Annotated in this window: 23 protein-coding genes; 21 read left to right on the top strand and 2 right to left on the bottom strand. The window is 70.2% G+C overall.

Features of this window, described 5'->3' with window-relative positions; genetic code table 11:
* Positions 1-453: 453 nt before the first annotated feature.
* The 20 genes from thrB (at position 454) to ACFZCY_RS44795 (ending at position 20910) form a co-directional block, all read left to right on the top strand.
* On the top strand, positions 454-1368 hold the full coding sequence (gene thrB, locus ACFZCY_RS44700) for a homoserine kinase (RefSeq protein WP_391187456.1): 915 nt from the start codon (positions 454-456) through the stop codon (positions 1366-1368).
* A 398-nt stretch (positions 1369-1766) separates the two neighbouring features.
* On the top strand, positions 1767-3914 hold the full coding sequence (gene rho, locus ACFZCY_RS44705) for a transcription termination factor Rho (RefSeq protein ID WP_391187458.1): 2148 nt from the start codon (positions 1767-1769) through the stop codon (positions 3912-3914).
* 327 nt (positions 3915-4241) lie between these two features.
* A complete protein-coding gene (locus ACFZCY_RS44710; protein WP_391187460.1) occupies positions 4242-5375 on the top strand; it encodes an LCP family protein in 1134 nt (377 codons plus the stop codon).
* A 160-nt stretch (positions 5376-5535) separates the two neighbouring features.
* Positions 5536-5760 (top strand): 50S ribosomal protein L31, encoded by a 225-nt coding sequence (gene rpmE, locus ACFZCY_RS44715; RefSeq protein WP_055547732.1) that lies wholly within the window; start codon positions 5536-5538, stop codon positions 5758-5760.
* A gap of 172 nt (positions 5761-5932) precedes the next feature.
* On the top strand, positions 5933-7003 hold the full coding sequence (prfA, locus tag ACFZCY_RS44720; RefSeq protein ID WP_391187463.1) for a peptide chain release factor 1: 1071 nt from the start codon (positions 5933-5935) through the stop codon (positions 7001-7003).
* A 42-nt stretch (positions 7004-7045) separates the two neighbouring features.
* Positions 7046-7891, top strand: a complete 846-nt coding sequence (gene prmC, locus ACFZCY_RS44725; protein WP_055547728.1) for a peptide chain release factor N(5)-glutamine methyltransferase — start codon at positions 7046-7048, stop codon at positions 7889-7891.
* 46 nt (positions 7892-7937) lie between these two features.
* On the top strand, positions 7938-8585 hold the full coding sequence (locus ACFZCY_RS44730) for an L-threonylcarbamoyladenylate synthase (RefSeq protein ID WP_014054918.1): 648 nt from the start codon (positions 7938-7940) through the stop codon (positions 8583-8585).
* Positions 8582-9244 carry a low molecular weight phosphatase family protein gene (locus tag ACFZCY_RS44735; RefSeq protein ID WP_009715055.1) on the top strand — a complete coding sequence of 221 codons (663 nt, stop codon included), beginning with the start codon at positions 8582-8584 and terminating at the stop codon, positions 9242-9244. Before ACFZCY_RS44730 ends, ACFZCY_RS44735 begins: the two co-directional genes overlap by 4 nt.
* An 81-nt stretch (positions 9245-9325) precedes the next feature.
* Positions 9326-10591, top strand: coding sequence for a serine hydroxymethyltransferase (glyA, locus tag ACFZCY_RS44740; RefSeq protein WP_391187491.1), 1266 nt, complete (start codon positions 9326-9328; stop codon positions 10589-10591).
* 358 nt (positions 10592-10949) lie between these two features.
* Positions 10950-12320 carry an MraY family glycosyltransferase gene (locus tag ACFZCY_RS44745; RefSeq protein ID WP_391187467.1) on the top strand — a complete coding sequence of 457 codons (1371 nt, stop codon included), beginning with the start codon at positions 10950-10952 and terminating at the stop codon, positions 12318-12320.
* Positions 12321-12552: 232 nt separating this feature from the next.
* Complete coding sequence (locus tag ACFZCY_RS44750; RefSeq protein WP_391187469.1) at positions 12553-13008, top strand: hypothetical protein; 456 nt, start codon at positions 12553-12555, stop codon at positions 13006-13008.
* Positions 13009-13272: 264 nt separating this feature from the next.
* On the top strand, positions 13273-14082 hold the full coding sequence (gene atpB, locus ACFZCY_RS44755; RefSeq protein ID WP_391187471.1) for a F0F1 ATP synthase subunit A: 810 nt from the start codon (positions 13273-13275) through the stop codon (positions 14080-14082).
* A 78-nt stretch (positions 14083-14160) separates the two neighbouring features.
* On the top strand, positions 14161-14409 hold the full coding sequence (atpE, locus tag ACFZCY_RS44760; RefSeq protein ID WP_055547701.1) for an ATP synthase F0 subunit C: 249 nt from the start codon (positions 14161-14163) through the stop codon (positions 14407-14409).
* A 43-nt stretch (positions 14410-14452) separates the two neighbouring features.
* A complete protein-coding gene (locus tag ACFZCY_RS44765; RefSeq protein WP_391187474.1) occupies positions 14453-15013 on the top strand; it encodes a F0F1 ATP synthase subunit B in 561 nt (186 codons plus the stop codon).
* On the top strand, positions 15010-15825 hold the full coding sequence (locus ACFZCY_RS44770; RefSeq protein ID WP_391187476.1) for a F0F1 ATP synthase subunit delta: 816 nt from the start codon (positions 15010-15012) through the stop codon (positions 15823-15825). Before ACFZCY_RS44765 ends, ACFZCY_RS44770 begins: the two co-directional genes overlap by 4 nt.
* 89 nt (positions 15826-15914) lie before the next feature.
* Complete coding sequence (atpA, locus tag ACFZCY_RS44775; RefSeq protein ID WP_391187477.1) at positions 15915-17486, top strand: F0F1 ATP synthase subunit alpha; 1572 nt, start codon at positions 15915-15917, stop codon at positions 17484-17486.
* 2 nt (positions 17487-17488) lie between these two features.
* Entirely contained in the window at positions 17489-18403 is a 915-nt protein-coding gene (locus ACFZCY_RS44780) for a F0F1 ATP synthase subunit gamma (RefSeq protein WP_361476310.1), read from the top strand.
* 5 nt (positions 18404-18408) lie between these two features.
* Positions 18409-19851, top strand: coding sequence for a F0F1 ATP synthase subunit beta (gene atpD, locus ACFZCY_RS44785; protein WP_391187480.1), 1443 nt, complete (start codon positions 18409-18411; stop codon positions 19849-19851).
* A gap of 111 nt (positions 19852-19962) precedes the next feature.
* Positions 19963-20340 (top strand): F0F1 ATP synthase subunit epsilon, encoded by a 378-nt coding sequence (locus ACFZCY_RS44790; protein WP_391187482.1) that lies wholly within the window; start codon positions 19963-19965, stop codon positions 20338-20340.
* A 120-nt stretch (positions 20341-20460) separates the two neighbouring features.
* Positions 20461-20910: a DUF2550 domain-containing protein gene (locus ACFZCY_RS44795; protein WP_361476316.1), complete on the top strand. Its 450-nt coding sequence runs from the start codon at positions 20461-20463 to the stop codon at positions 20908-20910.
* 9 nt (positions 20911-20919) lie between these two features.
* On the opposite strand, the gene ACFZCY_RS44800 is transcribed toward ACFZCY_RS44795, so the two are convergent.
* Together ACFZCY_RS44800 and ACFZCY_RS44805 are read right to left on the bottom strand one after the other, a co-directional pair.
* Positions 20920-21612 (bottom strand): response regulator, encoded by a 693-nt coding sequence (locus ACFZCY_RS44800; protein ID WP_391187484.1) that lies wholly within the window; start codon positions 21610-21612, stop codon positions 20920-20922.
* Positions 21609-22802: a histidine kinase gene (locus ACFZCY_RS44805; RefSeq protein WP_391187486.1), complete on the bottom strand. Its 1194-nt coding sequence runs from the start codon at positions 22800-22802 to the stop codon at positions 21609-21611. The genes ACFZCY_RS44800 and ACFZCY_RS44805 overlap by 4 nt, the downstream gene beginning before the upstream one ends.
* 164 nt (positions 22803-22966) lie before the next feature.
* Here ACFZCY_RS44805 and ACFZCY_RS44810 point away from each other — a divergent pair, with 164 nt between their 5' ends.
* Positions 22967-23518: a hypothetical protein gene (locus ACFZCY_RS44810; protein WP_391187489.1), complete on the top strand. Its 552-nt coding sequence runs from the start codon at positions 22967-22969 to the stop codon at positions 23516-23518.
* The last annotated feature ends 94 nt before the right edge of the window (positions 23519-23612 follow it).

Consider the following 23612-nt stretch of genomic DNA (forward strand, 5'->3'; position numbering starts at 1 on the left):
CGGGCCGGGGTGCCGTCCTGGGCGGCCCCGGCCCGGCCCGTGGATCTCCGCGTCAGGGGCGGTGTGGTCCCGGACCGGAGGGCGCGCGGGGTCCGCGCCTTAAGGTCCGCGATCCCGGCTGCGGCCCACGTCAGAGGGCGTGTGCCCGCTTCCTGTCGCCTCCCCTCCATGGGGTGATCTCAAGATCCACTCGAGTGGTGGACGAGATGCGCAGGAACGATGAGGGCATGGGAAACCCTCCAGTAGAGTGGACCCGGTCGACGACAGGGAGTGCGACACGCATCGTGCGCCTCCCGTGCGCCCTATGTCGCCACAGAACCTTCCTTCGATAGGCTGTACTGAATCCGCCCCGACGCAGAGCGTTCATGGCGTCGCCGTCCCGTCACGGTGGCCCCCGCGGTGTTCCGTACCTCTTCGAGCAATCTCACGTCACACAAGGAGAGTCATCGAGCGATGGCCGGTCCAGCGTTCCGCGCCGCCGCCGTCCGAGTGCGCGTCCCCGCCTCGAGCGCCAATCTCGGTCCCGGCTATGACGCCTTCGGTCTCGCCCTGGGGCTCTACGACGACGTGGTGGTCCGGGTGGCCGACTCCGGTCTGCACGTCGACATCGCGGGCGAGGGCGCCGAGAGCCTGCCGCGCGACGAGAGCCATCTGCTCGTACGGTCCCTCCGTACCGCCTTCGACCTGCTGGGCGGGCAGCCGCGCGGCCTCGAGGTGGTCTGCGCCAACCGCATTCCGCACGGCCGCGGGCTCGGCTCCTCCTCCGCCGCCATCTGCGCCGGGATCACCGCCGCGCGCGCCGTGACGATAGGCGGCGCCGAGAAGCTCGACGACGAGGCGCTGGTGGAGCTGGCCACCGAGATCGAGGGCCACCCCGACAACGTCGCCGCCTGTCTGCTCGGCGGCTTCACCCTCGCCTGGACGGACGCGGGAGCCGCCCGGGCGATCAGAATGGACCCTGCCGATTCCATCGTTCCGGTGGTCTTCGTGCCCGGGAAGCCGGTGCTCACGGAGACCGCCCGCGGACTGCTGCCGCGCACCGTCCCGCATGTGGACGCGGCCGTCAACGCGGGGCGGGCGGCCCTGCTCGTGGAGGCCCTGACCAGGCGTCCCGAGCTGCTGCTCGCGGCGACGGAGGACCGGCTCCACCAGGAATACCGCGCTCCGGCGATGCCCGACAGCGTGAGCCTGGTGCACCGACTGCGTGCGGACGGCGTCCCCGCGGTCGTCTCCGGCGCGGGCCCCACGGTGCTCGCGCTGGTCGAGGACGGTGCGGCCGACAAGGTCGCACGGCTGGCGGGCGATGGGTGGGCGGCCAACCGGCTGGCTCTCGACGCCGGGGGGGCGAGCGTCCTGCCGCTCAGCTGACCAGCCGCCCGGGGCGTCCCCGGGCCACGCACAACTCGATTGCCGGTTGGAGAGGGGGAATGTTTGTTGGATCCGGTAGTGTTAACCTCAAGTCTGCACTTGAAGCCTCTTGGATGTAAGCGGAGGCGCAGTGCTCAGTGTCCCCATCCGGGACCACCCTTCTTCCGGGAGCCTCCCACACTGCCTGAGCAGCCTGCCTGAGCAGTGTCGTGCACGCACCGGAATCGGCGTGGCGGATTCGAGTGAACCACTCCGTCTCGTCGGAACCATGAATGTTCTCTCCGCCGTACCGGCGGACCACCGCCCCGGCCCGGTCCGTAACGGAAGGACCACAGCCGGACAGCACAACCGGTCGCCGAGCCAGACAGGCCGACGCCCGCTCCAGGGAAGGACCCTTCGTGAGCGACACCACCGATCTGATGGGCGTGAACGCCTCCGGCACCTCCGACAGCGGTGTCGGCAATGCCGCCGCGCCCGCTACGGACGCTTCCGCGCCTGCCACCGGTGCTGCCACTGGCACTGCCCCGCGGCGACGCCGCTCGGGCACCGGCCTTGACGCCATGGTCTTGGCAGAGCTGCAGCAGCTCGCCTCGGGCCTGGGCATCAAGGGCACCGCGCGGATGCGCAAGAGCCAGCTGATCGAGGTCATCAAGGAGAAGCAGGCCGCATCCGGCGGCGGAGCCCAGGGCTCCGAGGCCGCCCCGTCCGCCGCCGAGGGGGGGACCAAGCCGAAGCGCCGCGCGACCTCCAAGGCCCGTACGGGCGACGACAGCGCGGACGCGGGTAAGCAGGAGAAGACCGACAAGGCCGCCAAGGACGAGAAGGCCGACCAGGCCGCGGATGCCGAGAAGTCCGGCAAGGGCGGTAAGGGCGGCAAGGCGGACAAGGCCGCAGCGCAAGCGCAGATCGACATCCCGGGCCAGACCGGGGAGTCGGCCGCCGACGAGCAGCCGGCCGGTGAGCGCCGTCGCCGCCGGGCGACCGCGCCCGCCACCGCCACCGCCGAGGCGGGGGGCACGGCCACCGCGGTCGACACCCGCACGGAGACCCGGACCGACACCTCGGCCCGCTCCGAGGCCAAGGGTGACGCGGCGGCGGACACCGCCGAGGGCAAGGGCGCCAAGGGCGGCGACCGTCAGGACCGCCAGGAGCGCGGCCAGAAGGGCGACCGCCGTGAGCGCGGCGGCCAGCGTGACCGGGGCCGCGGCGGCAAGGGCGACGACGGCCAGCAGGGCGGTGGCGGCCGTCAGCAGCGCGACGGGCGCGGCCAGGGCCAGCAGCGCTCCGACGACGGGGACGACGACTTCGAGGGCGGGCGCCGCGGGCGCCGCGGCCGCTACCGCGACCGCCGTGGCCGCCGGGGCCGTGACGACTTCGGCAACGAGCCGCAGGTCTCCGAGGACGACGTCCTGATCCCGGTCGCGGGCATCCTCGACATCCTCGACAACTACGCGTTCATCCGGACCTCCGGCTACCTGCCGGGCCCGAACGACGTGTACGTCTCGCTCGCCCAGGTCCGCAAGAACGGTCTGCGCAAGGGCGACCACGTCACCGGTGCGGTCCGCCAGCCGCGCGAGGGCGAGCGCCGCGAGAAGTTCAACGCGCTGGTGCGGCTCGACTCGGTCAACGGCATGGCGCCCGAAACCGGCCGTGGGCGGCCCGAGTTCGGCAAGCTGACGCCGCTTTACCCGCAGGACCGGCTGCGTCTGGAGAGCGAGGCCGGCGGCCTGACGACCCGGATCATCGACCTGGTCGCGCCGATCGGCAAGGGCCAGCGCGGTCTGATCGTGGCCCCGCCGAAGACCGGTAAGACCATGATCATGCAGGCGATCGCCAACGCGATCACCCGCAACAGCCCCGAGTGCCATCTGATGGTCGTCCTCGTCGACGAGCGGCCGGAAGAGGTCACCGACATGCAGCGTTCGGTCAAGGGCGAGGTCATCTCCTCGACCTTCGACCGTCCCGCCGAGGACCACACCACCGTCGCCGAGCTGGCGATCGAGCGGGCCAAGCGGCTGGTGGAGCTGGGCCACGACGTGGTCGTGCTGCTGGACTCCATCACCCGTCTGGGCCGCGCGTACAACCTGGCGGCGCCGGCCTCCGGCCGCATCCTGTCCGGTGGTGTCGACTCGACCGCGCTGTACCCGCCGAAGAAGTTCTTCGGTGCCGCGCGGAACATCGAGGACGGCGGCTCGCTGACCATCCTGGCCACCGCGCTGGTCGAGACCGGCTCGCGCATGGACGAGGTGATCTTCGAGGAGTTCAAGGGCACCGGCAACATGGAGCTCAAGCTCGACCGGAAGCTCGCCGACAAGCGCATCTTCCCGGCGGTCGACGTCGACCCGTCGAGCACCCGTAAGGAAGAGATCCTGCTGGCGCCGGAGGAGCTGAACATCGTCTGGAAGCTGCGCCGGGTGCTGCACGCGCTCGACTCGCAGCAGGCGATCGAGCTGCTGCTCGACAAGATGAAGCAGACGAAGTCGAACGCCGAGTTCCTGATGCAGATCGCCAAGACCACGCCCACCCCGGGCAACAACGGCGACTGACCGCGTACGGACTCCAGGGGCCGATCACGCTCCGTCGACCGAGGCCTCCCCGCAGTGCGGGGAGGCCTCGGTTTTTTGTGAGAGGTGAACCACACCAAAAGGGACAGTCGCGGAACGGTCTCGATGCCCTTATCACCTGCGAAAGCGCAGGTGAGAGCGGTAAGGCGGACGAACGGGACGAAGGGCGCCCCGGTCGGCCCAGATGAAAACCAGCCGAACTCCGTATGCAACCCTGGCGCTCGGCCTGTCATCTGTCAGGTCGAATCCGCGACGCCACGCCTGACCGTGACGGCAGGGGGTACCCGGGATACGAGGACTGAGGAGCACATGGCTGACGACCAGCAGAGCACGCCGGTGAACCCGGGCCGCCACCGAGCCCGCGGAGGCGCCTCCAGCCGCCCCTCCGGTCGCCGCCGGAAACGGCCCAGCGCCCGCCGCAGGGCCACGCACATCACCGTCTTGTCGGTCGCCTCCGTCCTGGTCCTCGGCGGCGCCGGGGCCGGGTACCTCTACTACAAGCTCAACGGCAACCTCACCGGCGTCGACGTCAACGCGGCCCTGGGGTCCGACCGCCCCAAGAACGTCGACAACGGCTCCATGGACATCCTCGTCCTCGGCTCCGACTCCCGGGCCGGGAAGAACGCCAAGTACGGCACGGACGAGGGCACCTCGCGCTCCGACACCGCGATGATCGTCCACGTCTACAAGGGCCGTAAGAAGGCCAGCGTGATCAGCGTCCCGCGCGACACGCTCGTGCACCGCCCCTCGTGCCTCAAGGACGGCAAGCAGACCCCCGCCGTCCAGGAGGCGATGTTCAACAGCGCCTACGAGGCGGGCGGCCCGGCCTGCACCATCAAGACCGTCGAGGCCATGAGCGGCATACGCATGGACCACTTCCTCGAGGTCGACTTCTCCGGCTTCCAGCAGCTGATCGACGACCTCGGCGGCGTCGACATCACCACCACCCAGCCGATCCACGACCCCAAGAGCCACCTCGACCTGGACGCGGGCCCGCACACCCTCAACGGCGAGCAGTCGCTGGGCCTGGTGCGGACCCGGCACGGCGTCGGCGACGGCAGCGACCTCGGCCGGATCAAGCTCCAGCAGGCGTTCGTCAAGGCGCTCCTGGACCAGATCAAGCACGTCGACCTCTTCGGCAACCCGAAGAAGCTGTACGACCTCGCGAACACCTCCACCAAGGCGCTCACCACCGACTCGGAGCTGGCCTCGGTCAACAAGCTGTCGGGCTTCGCCAAGAGCCTCCAGGGCATCGGCTCGGGCAACATGAAGATGACCACGCTGCCCGTCCAGTACGACCCGAACGACCCGGCCCGGGTGCTGCCCATGGAGTCCAAGACCAGGCTGATCTGGAAGGCGCTGCGCGCGGACCAGCCGATCCCGGCGGCCGCCACCAAGGGGTCCGCGGGCGACGCGAACGACGCCGGCAAGGTGGTCAAGTAGGACCACGCGGCGGATGTCGGACGGGGCCGGGAATATCCCGGCCCCACCCCCGGTTTTGGGGGATGCGGCCAGTGCTGGCAAACTGGATCGTCGGCCCCGGTTCACGACGTGCAAACCCGCCCGTCGACCCGGAGCCCTCCCGAGAAACCAGGAGAATCCCTTGAAGCGCGACATCCACCCCGAGTACGTCGAGACCCAGGTCAGCTGCACCTGTGGCGCGTCCTTCACCACCCGCAGCACCATGAGCGGCGGCACCGTCCGTGCCGACATCTGCTCCGAGTGCCACCCGTTCTACACGGGCAAGCAGAAGATCCTCGACACCGGTGGCCGTGTGGCGCGGTTCGAGGCCCGCTTCGGCAAGAACGCCGGGTCCGCCAAGAAGTAGCGACCCGCACGGCGCCGGTCCTCGGTCGCCCCCGCGCAGGGGCGACCGGACCGGCGTTTTGCGTCGGCCGACCCGTCGCCCGGTCCGCCACGCGGCCCGTCGATTGGCCCGTCGGCCGTCGCGTCCGGCCCGTACCCCCCCGCGTCCACGCAGACCCACCCAGGGAGCCCTCATGTTCGAGGCGGTCGAGGAACTGATCGGCGAACACGCCGACCTCGAAAAGCGGCTCGCCGACCCCGCGGTCCACGCCGACCAGCGCGAGGCGAAGCGGCTCAACAAGCGCTACGCCGAGCTGACGCCGATCATCGGCACCTACCGCGACTGGAAGCAGGCCGGGGACGACATCGGGACGGCCCAGGAGCTGGCCCAGGACGATCCGGACTTCGCCGACGAGGTCAAGGAGCTGGAGCTGCGCCGCGCGGAGCTGACCGACAAGCTGCGGCTGCTGCTGGTCCCGCGCGACCCCAGCGACGACAAGGACGTCATCCTCGAGGTCAAGGCGGGCGAGGGCGGCGAGGAGTCCGCGCTGTTCGCCGGCGACCTGCTGCGGATGTATCTGCGGTACGCCGAGCGGATCGGCTGGAAGACCGAGATCATCGACGCCAACGAGTCCGACCTCGGCGGCTACAAGGACGTCCAGGTGGCCGTGAAGGCCAAGGGCACCATCGAGCCCGGCCAGGGCGTGTGGGCCCGGCTGAAGTACGAGGGCGGGGTGCACCGCGTGCAGCGGGTGCCCGCGACCGAGTCCCAGGGCCGCATCCACACCTCCGCGGCCGGTGTGCTGGTCACGCCCGAGGCCGAGGAGGTCGAGGTCGAGATCGGCCCCAACGACCTGCGCATCGACGTCTACCGCTCCTCGGGACCGGGCGGGCAGTCGGTGAACACCACCGACTCCGCGGTGCGCATCACCCACCTGCCCACCGGCATCGTCGTCTCCTGCCAGAACGAGAAGAGCCAGCTCCAGAACAAGGAGCAGGCGCTGCGCATCCTGCGCTCGCGGCTGCTGGCCGCCGCCCAGGAGGAGGCCGAGCGGGAGGCGTCGGACGCGCGCCGCAGCCAGGTCCGCACCGTCGACCGCTCCGAGCGCATCCGTACGTACAACTTCCCGGAGAACCGCATTTCGGACCACCGGGTCGGTTTCAAGGCGTACAACCTGGATCAGGTGCTCGACGGAGAGCTGGCGCCCGTCATCCAGGCGTGCGTCGACGCCGACGCGGCGGCGAAGCTCGCGGCGGCCCAGTAGGACTTCCTCTTCGCAACTACGGACCGGCTGGAGGAAAATTCAGTGAATGTGCTGCTCGCCGAGGTGGCCCAGGCCACCCAGCGGCTGGCTGACGCGGGCGTGCCCTCCCCGCGCTTCGACGCGGAGGAGCTGGCCGCCTTCGTGCACGGCGTCAAGCGGGGGGAGCTGCACGGCGTCCCCGACGCCGACTTCGACGCCCGCTACTGGGAGGCGGTCGCCCGCCGCGAGGCCCGCGAACCCCTGCAGCACATCACCGGCCGCGCCTTCTTCCGCTACCTGGAGCTCCAGGTCGGCCCCGGCGTCTTCGTCCCCCGCCCGGAGACCGAGTCGGTCGTCGGCTGGGCCATAGACGCGGTCCGGGCCATGGACGTCGTCGAACCCCTCATCGTCGACCTGTGCACCGGCTCCGGAGCCATCGCCCTGGCCCTCGCCCAGGAGGTGCCCCGCTCCCGGGTGCACGCCGTCGAGCTGGACGAGGGCGCCCTGCAGTGGGCCCGCAAGAACGTCGAGGGGTCCCGCGTCGTTCTCCAGCGAGGAGACGCGTTGACGGCCCTGCCCGAGCTGGACGGGCAGGTGGACCTCGTCATCAGCAACCCCCCGTACATCCCGCTGACCGAGTGGGAGTACGTGGCACCGGAGGCGCGCGACCACGACCCCCAGCTCGCGCTCTTCTCCGGTGAGGACGGCCTCGATGTGATCCGCGGCCTGGAGCGTACGGCCCACCGGCTGCTGCGCCCGGGTGGCGTCGTCGTCATCGAGCACGCAGACACCCAGGGCGGCCAGGTGCCGTGGATCTTCACGGAGGAGCGTGGCTGGGCGGACGCCGCCGACCACCCCGACCTGAACAAACGGCCCCGATTCGCCACCGCGCGGAAGGCCATGCCGTGACCGCGGCACCGCACCACACACTGGCCACGTACGAGGAGGACCGATAATGGCACGGCGATACGACTGCGGGGACGCGACCGACCGCAAGACCGGCCTGCGCGAGGCCGCGTCCGCCGTCCGCCGCGGCGAACTGGTCGTGCTGCCCACCGACACCGTCTACGGCATCGGTGCGGACGCCTTCAACGCGGAGGCGGTCGGTGATCTGCTGGAGGCCAAGGGCCGGGGCCGCAACATGCCCACCCCCGTCCTGGTCGGCTCCCCGAACACCCTGCACGGCCTGGTCACCGACTTCTCCGAGATGGCCTGGGAACTGGTCGACGCCTTCTGGCCCGGCGCGCTCACCCTCGTCGCCCGGCACCAGCCGTCGCTGACCTGGGACCTGGGCGAGACCCGGGGCACGGTCGCGGTACGGATGCCGCTGCACCCGGTCGCGATCGAGCTGCTGACCGACTTCGGCCCGATGGCGGTCTCCAGCGCCAACCTCACCGGACACCCGTCCCCGCAGGACTGCGACGCCGCGCAGGACATGCTGGGCGACTCCGTCTCGGTCTACCTCGACGGCGGCCCGACCCCGGCGGCGGTGCCCTCCTCCATCGTCGACGTCACCGGCAAGGTCCCGGTGCTGCTGCGGGCGGGCGCGCTGACCGCCGAGCAGCTCCGTGAGGTCGTACCCGACCTCGAGGTGGCGAATTGACAGCCCCTGAGACGGGCCGTGGCATAGCGGAACACCGGGCGAAGCACGCCGAGACCTCGTTCCGCATCCTCCACGTCAGCACCGGCAACGTCTGCCGCTCGCCGATCACCGAGCGGCTGACCCGGCATGCCCTCACCCACCGGCTCGGCACCGCCCGCACCAGCGGGCTGATCGTGGAGAGCGCCGGCACCTGGGGCCACGAGGGCGCGCCGATGGAGGCGCACGCCGCCACCGTCCTGACCGACTTCGGCGCCGACCCGGACGGCTTCCTCGGCCGGGAGCTGCTGGACGAGCACGTCATCCGCGCCGACCTCGTGCTGACCGCGACCCGCGACCACCGGGCCCAGGTCATCTCGATGGGCCACTCGGCGGGCCTGCGCACCTTCACGCTCAAGGAGTTCACCCGGCTGGTACGGGCCATAGACCCCGCGACGCTGCCCGACCCGGAGGAGGCGGGCGGCGTGGTCGAGCGCGCCCGCTCCCTGGTCCAGGCGGCGGCCGCGCTGCGCGGCTGGCTGCTGGCGCCGAACGAGGAGGCGGACGAGGTGCACGACCCGTACGGGGCGCCCATCACCTTCTTCCGCTCCATCGGCGACGAGATCAACCAGGCGCTGGACCCGGTCGTCACCGCTCTCACGGGAGTTCCGGCCCCGGCGTAGCCCCCCGGCTCCGGTCGCGGCGCGCGCTGCTTCGGTTGCGGGCCTACATTGGGGGTGACGCCCGACGAATGTGAGCACGCGATGGCCGTCAGCGCGGTGCCCTGGGGACCCGACTTCGGCGAGCTGGCCCGGCAGGACCCCGAGCTGGCCGGGATCATCATGAGCGAGCTGGAGCGCGTCCGGGGCGGTCTGCAGCTGATCGCCGCGGAGAACCACACCTCGCGGGCCGTGCTGGCCGCGCTGGCCTCGCCGCTGGCCAACAAGTACGCCGAGGGCTACCCCGGGGCCCGCCACCACGGCGGCTGCGAGCAGGTCGATGTCGCCGAGCGGGTGGCCCAGGGCCGGGCGACGGCGCTGTTCGGCGCGAGCCACGCCAATGTGCAGCCGCATTCGGGCTCCTCCGCGGTGCTCGCCGCGTACGCCGCGCTGCTGCGGCCCGGCGACACGGTGCTGGCGATGGCGCTGCCGCACGGCGGCCACCTCACCCATGGCTCCCCGGCGAACTTCTCCGGCCGCTGGTTCCACTTCATCGGCTACGGCGTCGACCCGGCCACCGGGCTGATCGACTACGACCGGCTGCGCGAGCTGGCGCTCGCCCACCGCCCGAAGGCGATCGTGTGCGGTTCGATCTCGTACCCCCGTCATCCGGACTACGCCGCCTTCCGGGCCGTCGCCGACGAGGTGGGCGCGTATCTCGTCGCCGACGCCGCGCACCCGATCGGCCTGGTGGCCGGGAAGGCGGCGCCGAGCCCGGTGCCGTACGCGGACGTGGTGTGCGCCACCACGCACAAGGTGCTGCGCGGGCCGCGCGGCGGCATGCTGCTGTGCGGCGCGGACCTGGCCGAGCGGGTCGACCGCGCCGTGTTCCCCTTCACCCAGGGCGGCGCCCAGATGCACACGGTGGCGGCCAAGGCGGTGGCGTTCGGCGAGGCCGCCACGCCCGCGTTCGCCGCGTACGCCCGGCAGGTCGTCACCAACGCGCGCACCCTCGCCGACGGGCTGGCCGCGGCGGGGCTGACGGTGGCCACCGGCGGCACCGACACCCACATGATCACCGTCGATGTGTCCCCGCTGGGGCTCGACGGACGTACGGCGAAGGCCCGCTGCGCGGCCGCCGGGATCGTCCTGGACACCTGTGCGCTGGCCTCGGCCACCGAACCCGGCGGCTGCGTCCGGGGGCTGCGGCTGGGCAGCGCGGCGGTCACGACGCAGGGCATGGGGGAGATGGAACGCATCGGCGCGCTGCTGACGATCGCCCTGCGCGAGGAGGAATCCGCGCCCAGGACGCGCGGGGTGCGCGCGGAGGTCAGGGAACTGGCCGCCGCTTTTCCTCCGTACCCCCTGTGATCATCCGCCGCGAACTCCCTTGCGGAGGAAGTGGGTTGGCCTTGCGTCGCGGTGAGGTCCGGTGGTCGACAAGGCGTTCGCCCGGCTGCTGGACACCGTCGAACAGCTCGGGGACGGCGACCATGACGACTGACCACCGTGGGCACCATCACACTCGACGCCCACACCCAAGCGGGCGCGCCCGGTCACCTCCGCCGGGTTGCTGGAGGATCTGTCGTACATGCGCAGAAGGTTCGGCGAGGTGGCCGTGGAACACCGTGCGCCACTGCCGGTCCCCGGCACATCGGGAACCGGAGCAGGCTAGGGTGAGGTCTCCTAGGGTGTGGCCCTGATCTGCCTCGCGACGTCTGGGGAATAGGTGCGTGAATACCTGCTGACTCTGTGCATCGTGGCCGCGGTGACGTATCTGCTCACCGGGCCGGTTCGGAAGTTCGCCATCGCCGCTGGTGCGATGCCGGAGATCCGGGCCCGCGATGTGCACCGTGAGCCCACTCCGCGACTCGGAGGCATCGCCATGTTCGGCGGCCTCTGCGCGGGGTTGCTGGTGGCCGCTCACCTCACGAACCTCAAGGACGTCTTCGAGTCGTCCAACGAGCCGCGCGCGCTGCTCTCCGGCGCCGGGCTCATCTGGCTGCTCGGCGTGCTGGACGACAAGTGGGGCGTGGACGCGCTCATCAAGCTGGGCGGCCAGATGATCGCCGCCGGTGTGATGGTGCTCCAGGGTCTGACCATCCTGTGGCTGCCGGTGCCCGGTGTGGGACCCGTCTCACTGACGCCCTGGCAGGGCACGCTGCTGACGGTGGCTCTGGTCGTCATCACTATCAACGCGGTCAACTTCGTCGACGGGCTGGACGGTTTGGCGTCCGGCATGGTGTGCATCGCCGCCGCCGCGTTCTTCATGTACGCGTACCGCATCTGGTTCGGCTACGGGCTGGAGGCCGCCGCCCCCGCGACCCTGTTCGCCGCCGTCCTCATGGGCATGTGCCTGGGCTTCCTGCCGCACAACGCCCACCCCGCGCGGATCTTCATGGGCGACTCGGGCTCGATGCTCATCGGGCTGGTGCTCGCGGCGGGTGCGATCTCCATCACGGGCCAGGTGGACCCGGACGCGATGAAGCTGTTCGCCGGATCCGAGACGGCGGCGGTGCACGCCACCGTGCCGGTCTACATCCCGCTGCTGCTGCCGCTCACCGTCATCGCGGTGCCCTTCGCGGACCTGGTGCTCGCCATCGTCCGGCGCACCTGGCGCGGCCAGTCGCCGTTCGCGGCGGACCGCGGCCATCTGCACCACCGGCTGCTGGAGATCGGCCACTCGCACAGCCGGGCCGTGCTGATCATGTACTTCTGGTCGGCGCTGATCGCCTTCGGCGCGGTCGCCTACTCGGTGAACTCGGCCGGTGTGTGGTTCGTGCTCGCGATCGTCGTGCTGAGCGCGGTGGGGCTGGTGCTGTTGCTGCTGCCGCGGTTCACCCCGCGCGTGCCGCGGTGGGCGGAGTCGTTCGTTCCGCCCCGTTACCGCCGCCGGGTCGCGACGGAGCGTACGGCCGTGACCACCCCGGTGGCGGCCCGGGCGGAAGAACCCGAGCCGGCCGAAGCGTCCGAAGCGGGTGAACCGGGGCAGCCGGAGACGGTTGCGCCCGAGCCGCTGTCCGCCGGGCTCAACGGCGCCACGGCGATCGGCGACCGGTCCCGTTTCACTCATCGCAGGAAGATCGGAACTCCGCAGTAACAGTGACGCGCTGCGTCAACGCGTACGCAGCGCGTCACTCGCACGTGTGACGTGCAGCACATCGAACGGGTAAAGACCTCATCAAATAGTTTGTGATACCGTTCACTAAACCCGGTGCTAGAGCCCAAGGACCGTAGTGCGACGGTCCTTCGCCGTGAGGTTCTTCCCTTCCCCGGGGATACGCTCGTCCACGACGAATCGTTGCTTCCGACTCTTGCCGGAGAAACCCTTCATGCAGTCCAACGACGCCAGAACGCTGCTCAGTTGCGCCGTGCCCACCGCCGTGGTCGGGGTGGTCGCCGTTGCCGCCAGTTCTGTGCTCGCCGGTGGAAAGGGCGCGATCGGGGCCGCTTTCGGGACAGTTCTCGTGGCCGCGGTCATGACGATCGACCTGATCGTGCTCGTGCGCACCGCGAAGTACCTTCCGCAGCTGTTCCAGATGATGGGGCTCGCCCTCTACATGGTGCAGTTCCTGCTGATCGCCGTGCTGCTGGCCGTCTTCAAGGACACCACCCTCTTCAACACCCGGGCGTTCGCGTTCTCCCTGCTTGCTGCGACACTGACATGGATCGCGGCGCAGACCCGTGCTCACATGAAGGCCAAGATTCTTTACGTGCAACCGGAAGCCGAGGACGAACAGAAGCCGGCGAGGGAGAAGGAAGCCTCCCCCGCCGGGTCCGCACCGTGATCTGTAGGGCCGCTATAAAGACGCCCGCGCTCACCTGCTATCGTCCGGTTTCATCTGAGGCACAGCGGGCGCAGGCGGCTGAACCCCCGGATTCCACGGGACGGAATCGGCGGCCCATGCAGCTGCTGCCCGTGAGCCCATCGGTCTTGTGCACACAAGCCGCCCCCACATTCGTAAGAACCAGTCCAGTGCCGTTCCGTGGCCATGCGCCGCGCCGACACATCGAGGTTGCCGTACCCATGCGCCACGCTGAAGGAGCTCGCGGTGAGTCCTGACCAGACGCTCGCCTTCGAGACCGATTGCCACATCTTCGACGGGTGCGGCTTCCCGGCCCCAGGGCTTCACTCGTTCACGTTCGAGCCGATCGCGACGATCGGCGGCTTCGAGTTCAACAAGCCGATGCTGCTGGCCCTGCTGGGGACCGTCGTCGTCGTGGCGTTCTTCTGGGCCGCCTTCGGGAAGGCCAAGGTCGTCCCCGGCAAGCTCCAGATGGTCGGCGAGGCGGGCTACGACTTCGTGCGCCGCGGCGTCGTCTACGAGGCCCTGGGGAAGAAGGAGGGCGACAAGTACGTCCCCCTCATGGTCTCCCTGTTCTTCTTCATCTGGATCATGAACCTCTGGTCCGTGGTCCCGCTGGCCCAGTTCCCGGTGACGTCGATCATCGCCTTCCCTGCGGGACTCGCGGCGATCGTCTACATCCTGTGGGTCAGCCTCACCTTCAAGAAGCACGGCTTCGTCGGTGGCTGGAAGAACATCGCCGGTTACGACAAGTCGCTCGGCGGGGTCCTGCCGGTGGTCATGGCGCTGGAACTGCTCTCCAACCTGGTCATCCGGCCGTTCACCCACGCCGTCCGGCTCTTCGCCAACATGTTCGCGGGCCACGTGCTGCTGCTGATCTTCACGATCGCCAGCTGGTACCTGCTGAACGGCATCGGGATCGCCTATGCGAGCGTCTCGTTCGTCATGACCATCCTGCTGACCGCCTTCGAGCTGTTCATCCAGGCCCTTCAGGCCTACGTCTTCGTCCTGCTGGCCTGCAGCTACATCCAGGGTGCTCTCGCCGAGCACCACTGAGTACCACGTCAGCTCCCGTCCTAAAGGGTGTCCGGTGGCCAACCCCCACCGGTCCGTGAAAGAGAAGGAAGAAACGGCATGTCCGCTCTCGAGACGTCCCTCGCCGCTGTCCAGCTCAAGGGCAACCTCGGTTCGATCGGTTACGGTCTCGCCGCGATCGGCCCCGGTGTCGGCGTCGGCATCATCTTCGGTAACGGCACCCAGGCCATGGCCCGCCAGCCCGAGGCTGCCGGTCTGATCCGCGCCAACCAGATCCTCGGCTTCGTGCTCTGTGAGGCGCTGGCCCTGATCGGTCTGGTTATGCCGTTCGTCTACCCGACCAGCTGACGCTTCGGCCTAAGCCCAGCTGAATCCGACGAAAGGCAATGATGTGAACGCCCTGGTACACCTGGCGGAGGAGCAGGAGAACCCGCTCATCCCGCCGATCCCAGAGCTTGTCATCGGCCTGATCGCCTTCGCCATCGTTTTCATCTTCTTCGCCAAGAAGCTCCTCCCGAACATCAACCGTGTTCTGGACGAGCGCCGCGCGGCGATCGAGGGCGGAATGGAGAAGGCCGAGGCAACTCAGGCCGAGGCGCAGCAGGTCCTCGAGGACTACCGCGCCCAGCTCGCCGACGCCCGTCACGAGGCCGCCCGACTGCGCCAGGAGGCGCAGGAGCAGGGTGCCGCGCTCATCGCGGAGATGCGTGCGGAGGGTCAGCGGCAGCGCGAGGAGATCGTCGCCGCCGGTCACGCCCAGATCGAGGCCGAGCGCAAGCAGGCCGGTACGGCGCTGCGCCAGGACGTGGGCAAGCTCGCCACCGACCTGGCCGGCAAGATCGTCGGCGAGTCCCTCGAGGACGTCGCCCGGCAGAGCCGCACCATCGACCGTTTCCTCGACGACCTCGAGGCCAAGGCGGCCGACGGCTCGAAGGCCGAGGCCGGACGATGAACGGAGCGAGCAGGGAGGCACTGGCTGCCGCGCGCGAGCGCTTCGACGCGCTGACGGACAACACGTCCGTCGACGCGGCGAAGCTCGCCGACGAGCTGGCCGCCGTCACCGCGCTGCTCGACCGTGAGGTCTCGCTGCGCCGGGTCCTCACCGACCCGGCGCAGTCCGGCGAGGGCAAGGCCGAACTGGCCCGGCGCCTGCTGAGCGGGCAGGTCGGCGGCGAGGCCCTCGACCTGGTCTCCGGCATGGTCCGCTCCCGCTGGTCGCGCTCGCGCGACCTGGCGGACGCGGTCGAGGAGCTGGCGAGCAGCGCCGACCTGGTGGCGGCCCAGCGGGCCGGCACCCTCGACAACGTAGAGGACGAGCTGTTCCGGTTCGGCCGGATCGTCTCCTCCTCGTCCGAGCTGCGGTCGGCTCTGGCCGACCGGCGTGCGAGCGGTACGGCCAAGGCCGGACTGGTGCGCGAGCTGCTGGGCGGCCGGGCGGACCGGGTCACCGAGCGGCTTGTCGTGCGTCTTGTGACCCAGCCGCGCGGACGTAGCCTGGAGGCGGGTCTCGACGAGCTGTCCAGGCTCGCCGCGGCGCGCCGGGACCGGATGGTCGCGGTCGTCACCTCGGCGGTGCCGCTCAGCGACCGGCAGAAGGAGCGCCTCGGGGCCGCCCTGGCGGCACTGTACGGACACCAGGTGCACCTCAATCTCGACGTGGACCCGGAGGTCCTCGGCGGGATCGTCGTGCGCGTCGGCGACGAGGTCATCAACGGGACCATCGCGGACCGCCTCGAAGAGGCGAGCCGGCGGATGGCCGGCTGATACAGCCACCAACTCAACAAGCATGTAAGCGGCCCGAGTTGGGCCGTAGTCACTTACTTCGGGCCCAACAAGGAGAGCAGGGAACCCAGATGGCGGAGCTCACGATCCGGCCGGAGGAGATCCGGGACGCGCTGGAGAACTTTGTCCAGGCGTACAAGCCGGACGCGGCCTCGCGCGAGGAGGTCGGTACGGTCAGCGTTGCCGGCGACGGCATCGCGAGGGTCGAGGGTCTTCCCTCGGCCATGGCGAACGAACTGCTGAAGTTCGAGGACGGAACCCTCGGCCTCGCCCTCAACCTCGAGGAGCGCGAGATCGGTGCCGTTGTCCTCGGCGAGTTCAGCGGCATCGAGGAGGGCCAGCAGGTGCACCGCACCGGCGAGGTCCTTTCGGTAGCCGTCGGCGAGGGCTACCTCGGCCGCGTCGTCGACCCGCTGGGCAACCCGATCGACGGCCTCGGCGAGATCGAGACCGAGGGCCGCCGAGCCCTCGAACTGCAGGCCCCCACGGTGATGCAGCGCAAGTCGGTGCACGAGCCGATGGAGACCGGCTACAAGGCCGTCGACGCCATGACCCCGATCGGCCGCGGCCAGCGTCAGCTGATCATCGGCGACCGGCAGACCGGCAAGACCGCGCTGTGCGTCGACACGATCATCAACCAGCGTGACAACTGGCGCTCCGGCGACCCGAAGAAGCAGGTCCGCTGCATCTACGTCGCCGTCGGCCAGAAGGGCTCCACCATCGCGTCCGTGCGCGGCGCGCTGGAGGAGGCCGGTGCGCTGGAGTACACGACGATCGTCGCCGCCCCGGCGTCCGACCCGGCGGGCTTCAAGTACCTGGCGCCCTACACCGGCTCGGCCATCGGTCAGCACTGGATGTACGAGGGCAAGCACGTCCTGATCGTCTTCGACGACCTGTCCAAGCAGGCCGACGCGTACCGCGCCGTGTCGCTGCTGCTGCGCCGCCCGCCGGGCCGTGAGGCCTACCCGGGTGACGTCTTCTACCTGCACTCCCGGCTGCTGGAGCGCTGCGCCAAGCTCTCCGACGAGATGGGCTCCGGTTCGATGACCGGTCTGCCGATCGTCGAGACCAAGGCGAACGACGTGTCGGCGTTCATTCCGACCAACGTCATCTCCATCACCGACGGTCAGTGCTTCCTCGAGTCCGACCTGTTCAACGCCGGTCAGCGGCCGGCCCTGAACGTCGGTATCTCGGTCTCCCGAGTCGGTGGTTCCGCGCAGCACCGGGCCATGCGCCAGGTCTCCGGCCGGCTCCGCGTGGACCTCGCCCAGTACCGTGAGCTGGAGGCGTTCGCCGCCTTCGGTTCCGACTTGGACGCGGCCTCGAAGGCGTCGCTGGAGCGCGGTGCGCGCATGGTCGAGCTGCTGAAGCAGGGCCAGTACGCCCCGTTCTCCACCGAGGACGAGATCGTCTCCGTCTGGGCCGGCACCAACGGCAAGATGGACGACGTGCCCGTGGAGGACGTCCGCCGCTTCGAGCGTGAGCTGCTGGACTACCTGCACCGTGAGCACAAGGGGCTGCTGACCAGCATCGTCGAGGGCGGCAAGATGTCCGACGACACGATCGCGGCGCTGGGCGAGGCCGTCGACGGCTTCAAGAAGCAGTTCGAGACCTCGGACGGCAAGCTGCTGGGCGAGGGCTGAGTATGGGTGCCCAGGTCAAGGTCTACAAGAGGCGGATCAAGTCCGTCTCCGCGACCAAGAAGATCACCAAGGCGATGGAGATGATCGCCGCCTCGCGCGTCGTCAAGGCGCAGCGCCAGGTGGCCGCGTCGACCCCGTACGCCACCGAGCTGACCCGCGCGGTCGGCGCCGTGGCCAAGGGCTCCACCACCCAGCACGCGCTGACCACGGAGGCCAAGAACCCGACCCGCGCCGCGGTGCTGCTCATCACGAGCGACCGCGGACTCGCGGGCGGCTACTCCTCCAACGTCATCAAGGCGGCCGAGCAGCTCACCGAGCGGCTCACCGGCGAGGGCAAGGAGGTCGACACCTACATCGTCGGCCGCAAGGGCGTCGCCTACTACGCCTTCCGTGAGCGCAAGGTCACGGAGTCGTGGACGGGCTTCACCGACAACCCGACCTACGCCGATGCCAAGAAGATCGCCGGACCGCTGATCGAGGCCGTGCTCCAGGAGACGGCCGACGGCGGCGTGGACGAGCTGCACATCGTGTTCACCGAGTTCGTCTCGATGCTGACGCAGACCCCGGTCCAGGACCGGCTGCTGCCGCTCAGCCTCGAGGAGCAGGCGGAGGAGCAGGAGAAGAAGGGCGAGCTGCTGCCGCTCTTCGAGTTCGAGCCGTCGGCCGAGGACGTCCTCGACGCCCTGCTGCCGCGGTACGTCGAGTCTCGGATCTACAACGCCCTGCTGCAGGCCGCCGCCTCCAAGCACGCGGCCACCCGGCGGGCGATGAAGTCGGCGACCGACAATGCCGATGAACTCATCAAGTCGCTCACGCGGCTTGCCAACGCGGCCCGCCAGGCCGACATCACCCAGGAAATCAGCGAGATCGTCGGTGGCGCGAGCGCTCTGGCCGACGCCTCTGCGGGGAGTGACTGACAACTATGACCACCACTGTTGAGACGGCCACGGCGACGGGCCGCGTCGCGCGGGTCATCGGCCCGGTCGTCGACGTGGAGTTCCCCGTCGACGCGATGCCGGAGATCTACAACGCGCTGCACGTCGAGATCGCCGACCCGGCCGAGGACGGGGCGAAGAAGACCCTGACCCTCGAGGTCGCGCAGCACCTCGGCGAGGGCCTGGTGCGCTCCATCTCCATGCAGCCCACCGACGGCCTGGTCCGCCAGGCCCCGGTGACCGACACCGGCGCGGGCATCACCGTGCCCGTCGGCGACGTCACCAAGGGCCGGGTGTTCAACACCCTCGGGCAGATCCTCAACGAGCCCGAGGCCGAGTCCGAGGTCACCGAGCGCTGGTCCATCCACCGCAAGGCCCCGGCGTTCGACCAGCTCGAGTCCAAGACCGAGATGTTCGAGACCGGCCTGAAGGTCGTCGACCTGCTGACCCCGTACGTCAAGGGCGGCAAGATCGGTCTGTTCGGCGGCGCGGGCGTCGGCAAGACCGTCCTCATCCAGGAAATGATCATGCGTGTGGCCAAGCTGCACGAGGGCGTTTCCGTGTTCGCCGGTGTCGGCGAGCGCACCCGTGAGGGCAACGACCTGATCGAGGAGATGGCCGAGTCCGGCGTGCTCCCGCAGACCGCGCTGGTCTTCGGCCAGATGGACGAGCCCCCGGGCACCCGTCTGCGCGTCGCCCTGGCCGGTCTGACCATGGCGGAGTACTTCCGCGATGTGCAGAAGCAGGACGTGCTGTTCTTCATCGACAACATCTTCCGCTTCACCCAGGCCGGTTCCGAGGTCTCGACCCTGCTCGGCCGCATGCCCTCTGCGGTGGGCTACCAGCCGAACCTGGCCGACGAGATGGGCATCCTCCAGGAGCGCATCACCTCGACCCGCGGTCACTCGATCACCTCGATGCAGGCGATCTACGTCCCCGCGGACGACCTCACCGACCCGGCCCCGGCGACCACCTTCGCGCACCTCGACGCGACCACGGTGCTCTCCCGGCCGATCTCGGAGAAGGGCATCTACCCGGCGGTGGACCCGCTGGACTCGACGTCCCGGATCCTGGACCCGCGCTACATCTCGCAGGACCACTACGACTGCGCCTCGCGCGTGAAGTCGATCCTGCAGAAGTACAAGGACCTCCAGGACATCATCAACATCCTGGGCATCGACGAGCTCGGCGAGGAGGACAAGCTCACCGTCTTCCGCGCCCGCCGCATCGAGCGCTTCCTGTCGCAGAACACCCACGCGGCGAAGCAGTTCACCGGTCTCGACGGATCGGACGTGCCGCTGGACGAGTCGATCGCCGCGTTCAACGCGATCGCCGACGGTGAGTTCGACCACTTCCCGGAGCAGGCGTTCTTCATGTGCGGTGGCCTGGACGACCTGAAGGCGAAGGCCAAGGAGCTGGGCGTCTCCTGAGCGTCCTAGCTCCGGAGAGGGGTGGGCCCGGTCCCGCCCCTCTCCGTACGCCCGTTATTCTTTGACGAAAGCCCTGCCGTCCCCGGCAGGTTTCAGACCCGAGGAGCCACGTTGGCTGCTGAGCTGCACGTCGAGATGGTCGCGGCGGACCGTAGTGTCTGGTCCGGCACGGCCACCTTGGTCATCGCGCGCACCACATCGGGTGACATCGGCGTCATGCCCGGCCACCAGCCGCTGCTCGGTGTGCTGGAGTCCGGCCCGGTGACCATCCGTACGAGCGAGGGCGGGACGGTCGTCGCCGCGGTGCACGGCGGGTTCATCTCGTTCGCGGACGACAAGCTCTCGGTGCTGGCCGAGATCGCGGAGCTGTCCGACGAAATCGATGTCAAGCGCGCGGAGCGGGCGCTGGAGCGCGCCAAGTCGGCGGCGGACGCCGCCGCCGAGCGGCGCGCCGACGTCCGGCTGCGTGCGGTGGCGGGAGTGCACTGAGCCTGTCACGTACGGTCGGAAAACCTCAGCCGCGGACCTCGCTGGAGCTCCTCTTCAGCGGTCCGCGGCTGAGGCGATGCAGGTGCGGTTTTTCCGGATGAGGCGAGGAGGTCGGTGAAGATGGTCCTCGCTCTGCTCGTGAGCGGCGTGGTCGTCGCGCTGGTGGTGGCGGGACTCTTCGTCTTCGGGCTGCGGCGGCGGCTGATCCAGCGGTCCGGCGGCACCTTCGACTGTTCCATGCGCTGGGGCGCGCCCGGACCCGAGGCGGAGCCCAGCGGTAAGGGGTGGGTGTACGGGATCGCCCGCTACAACGGTGACCGGATCGAGTGGTTCCGGGTCTTCTCGTACGCGTTCCGGCCTCGGCGGACGCTCGAGCGCGCCTCGATCGAGGTGCTGGAGCGGCGTACCCCCAAGGGCGAGGAAGAGCTGGCCCTGCTCTCCGACGCGGTGATCCTGGCCTGCCGTCACAGCGGTACGCGGCTGGAGCTGGCGATGAGCGACGACGCCCTGACCGGCTTCCTGGCCTGGCTGGAGGCCGCCCCGCCCGGCCAGCGCGTCAACGTCGCCTAGAGGGTTCCGTCATACCCCCAATTCCTGCGCCAGAACGGCCGCCTGGACCCGGCTGCGCAGGTCCAGCTTGCCGAGCAGCCGGCTGACGTGGGTCTTCACCGTCGCCTCCGCCATGGTCAGGTGCGTCGCGATCTGCGCGTTCGACATCCCCCGGCCCAGACAGCCCAGCACCTCGCGCTCGCGCGGGGTGAGCGCGGCGAGCACGGCGGGATCAGCCGCCGTCCCGGCGCCGGATCTGGCGAACTCCGCGATCAGCCGACGGGTCACCGCGGGCGCGATCAGCCCCTCACCGCGCGCGACCGTACGGACCGCCTCGACCAGCCGTGCCGCGTCGCTGTCCTTGAGCAGAAACCCGGCCGCCCCGGCGCGCAGCGCCCCGAAGACATACTCGTCCAGGTCGAACGTGGTCAGCACCAGCACGTCCGCCAGCCCCTCGGCGACCACCTGACGGGTCGCGGAGACCCCGTCGAGCCGGGGCATCTGGACGTCCATCAGCACCACGTCGGGGCGGAGCGCCCGGGCCCGTGCCACGGCCTCCTCGCCGTCGGCGGCCTCGCCGGCCACCTCGATGCCGGGCGCCGAGCGCAGGATGAGCACGAGCCCGGAGCGGACCGCGGCCTGGTCCTCGGCGACGAGCACCCGGATGGGTTCCTCGGGTTTCGGATTCACCGCGACTCCTGTGCGGTTGTGGATGGTCGTCATGCCTTGTCCCCCAGGGGGAGGGCGGCCCGGACCCGCCACACCGTGCCGGAGGGGCCGGGGGCGGGCCCCGCGTCGAGGGTGCCGCCGAGCAGCGTCACGCGTTCCCGCATCCCGATCAGCCCGGTGCCGGAGCCGGGCGCCCGGGGCGCGGGGCGCTCGCCGTACGGGCTGGTCACCCGGACCTCCAGGGCACCGTCCGCACCGCAGGGGAGCTGCGTCAGCGTCACGTCCACCCTGCCGGGCCCGGCGTGCTTGAGGGCGTTGGTCAGCGACTCCTGGACGATGCGGTACGCGGCGAGTTCGACCGGGGCGGGCAGCGGGGCGGAGCCCGCCGGGCGTTCGTCGTACAGGACGAAGTCCTGCCCGCCCGGTGAACTGGTGCTCCTGGCCTGCTCCAGCAGGGTGTCCAGCGCGTCGAGGGTGGGCGCGGCGGACGGCCGGTCCGCGTCGCGCGTGTCCCGCAGCAGCCCGATCAGCCGCCGCATCTCGGCCAGTCCGCGCACGCTGTTCTCCCGGATGACCCCGAGCGCCTCCTCCGTCGCGGCCGGGTCCTTGAGCGACTGGGCGGCGGTGGAGTGGATGGCGATCGCGGAGAGGTGGTTGGCCACCATGTCGTGCAACTCGCGGGCCATCCGGGCCCGCTCGGCGGTGACCGCCTCCCGGCGGTCCAACTCGGCCAGCAGCGCGGTCTGCTCGGCGCGCAGCCGCTCGGCCGCGGCCTCCTCCCGGTGGTTGCGGACCAGCACCCCGGTCCACGCCGGGCTGATGGTGAACACCGCGACCAGCATGCCGATCAGCAGCGTCTCGGGCTCCTGGAAGACCGCCAGCGGCACGGCCGTCGCCAGCGCCGTGGCCAGCACGCACAGCCGGGGGACGCGGCGGGCGGTGGCGGGGGTGCCGTACATGACGCACGCGTAGATCAGGTCCGTGTACATCAGGAGCGTCGCGGCCAGCCCGCCGCTGCACAGGTCCACGGCCACGGCGACGGTCCCGATGCCGAGCCCCACGACCGGCGCGGTACGCCGCAGCAGCTCCGCCCCCGAGATGACGGCCAGGGCGACCAGCCCGGGCCACTGGGGCGTACCGAAGAACGGCGGATTGTTGTGCAGCCCCAGCGCCCACAGCAGCACCCCGCCGAGCACCCCGGTGAGGCCGATCAGCATGTCGTCGCGGTGGGGGCGGGCAGGCATGGCTCCATCACAGCATGCGGCACGCGGCCCGGGCCTCCCCTCGGGGTCGGTCCTCCTCGCACCCGTCGTACATCGAAGGATGCACCCGGGTCTCGTCACGGGCGACGAGGCGAAGGCCCCGATCGCACGGAACGGTGGGGAGGAGGAACGGAGAGGAGCGAACCGTGATCGTCGCGCTGATCATCGCCTGTGAGGTCGGCTTCTGGGTCCTGCTGGCCGTGGGGCTCGCGCTGCGGTACGCCGCCAGGATGCCGCGTGCGAGCGTGGCCGTGCTGCTGTGCGAACCGCTGCTGGAGCTGGTGCTGTTCGTGGCGACGGCGATCGACCTGAAGAACGGCGCCGAACCGGACGTCAAGCACGGCATCGCCGCCGCCTACATCGGCTTCTCGATCGCCCTGGGCCACCAGACGATCACGTGGGTCGACGCGAGGGTGGCCCACCGCTTCTTCGGCGGCCCGCCGCCGGTGAAGCCGCCGAAGTACGGCATGGCGCGCGCGGCCCACGAATGGAAGACCGCCGCCCGCTGGATCCTGGCGGCGGTCATCGCGATGGCGCTGCTGCAGGCGGCGATCTGGTACGTCGGCGACGACGGCGACATCGGCTCGCTGCGCGACTGGCAGGGGAAGATGCTGTTCGTGATCGGCATCAACGTGATCATCGCGCTGAGCTACACCCTCTGGCCCAAGCGCGAACGCTCCGACTCCGCCACGGGGTAGCCCCCGTTATCTTCTTCGCGGTCCTGCAAGGGGACCGCTGGCCTCCGGGCCCGGCATGACTGTTCCCCCCTGTCGAAGGGATGACCTGGGGGGT

This window comes from Streptomyces sp. NPDC007983 (genome assembly GCF_042958345.1).
Classification (GTDB): domain Bacteria; phylum Actinomycetota; class Actinomycetes; order Streptomycetales; family Streptomycetaceae; genus Streptomyces.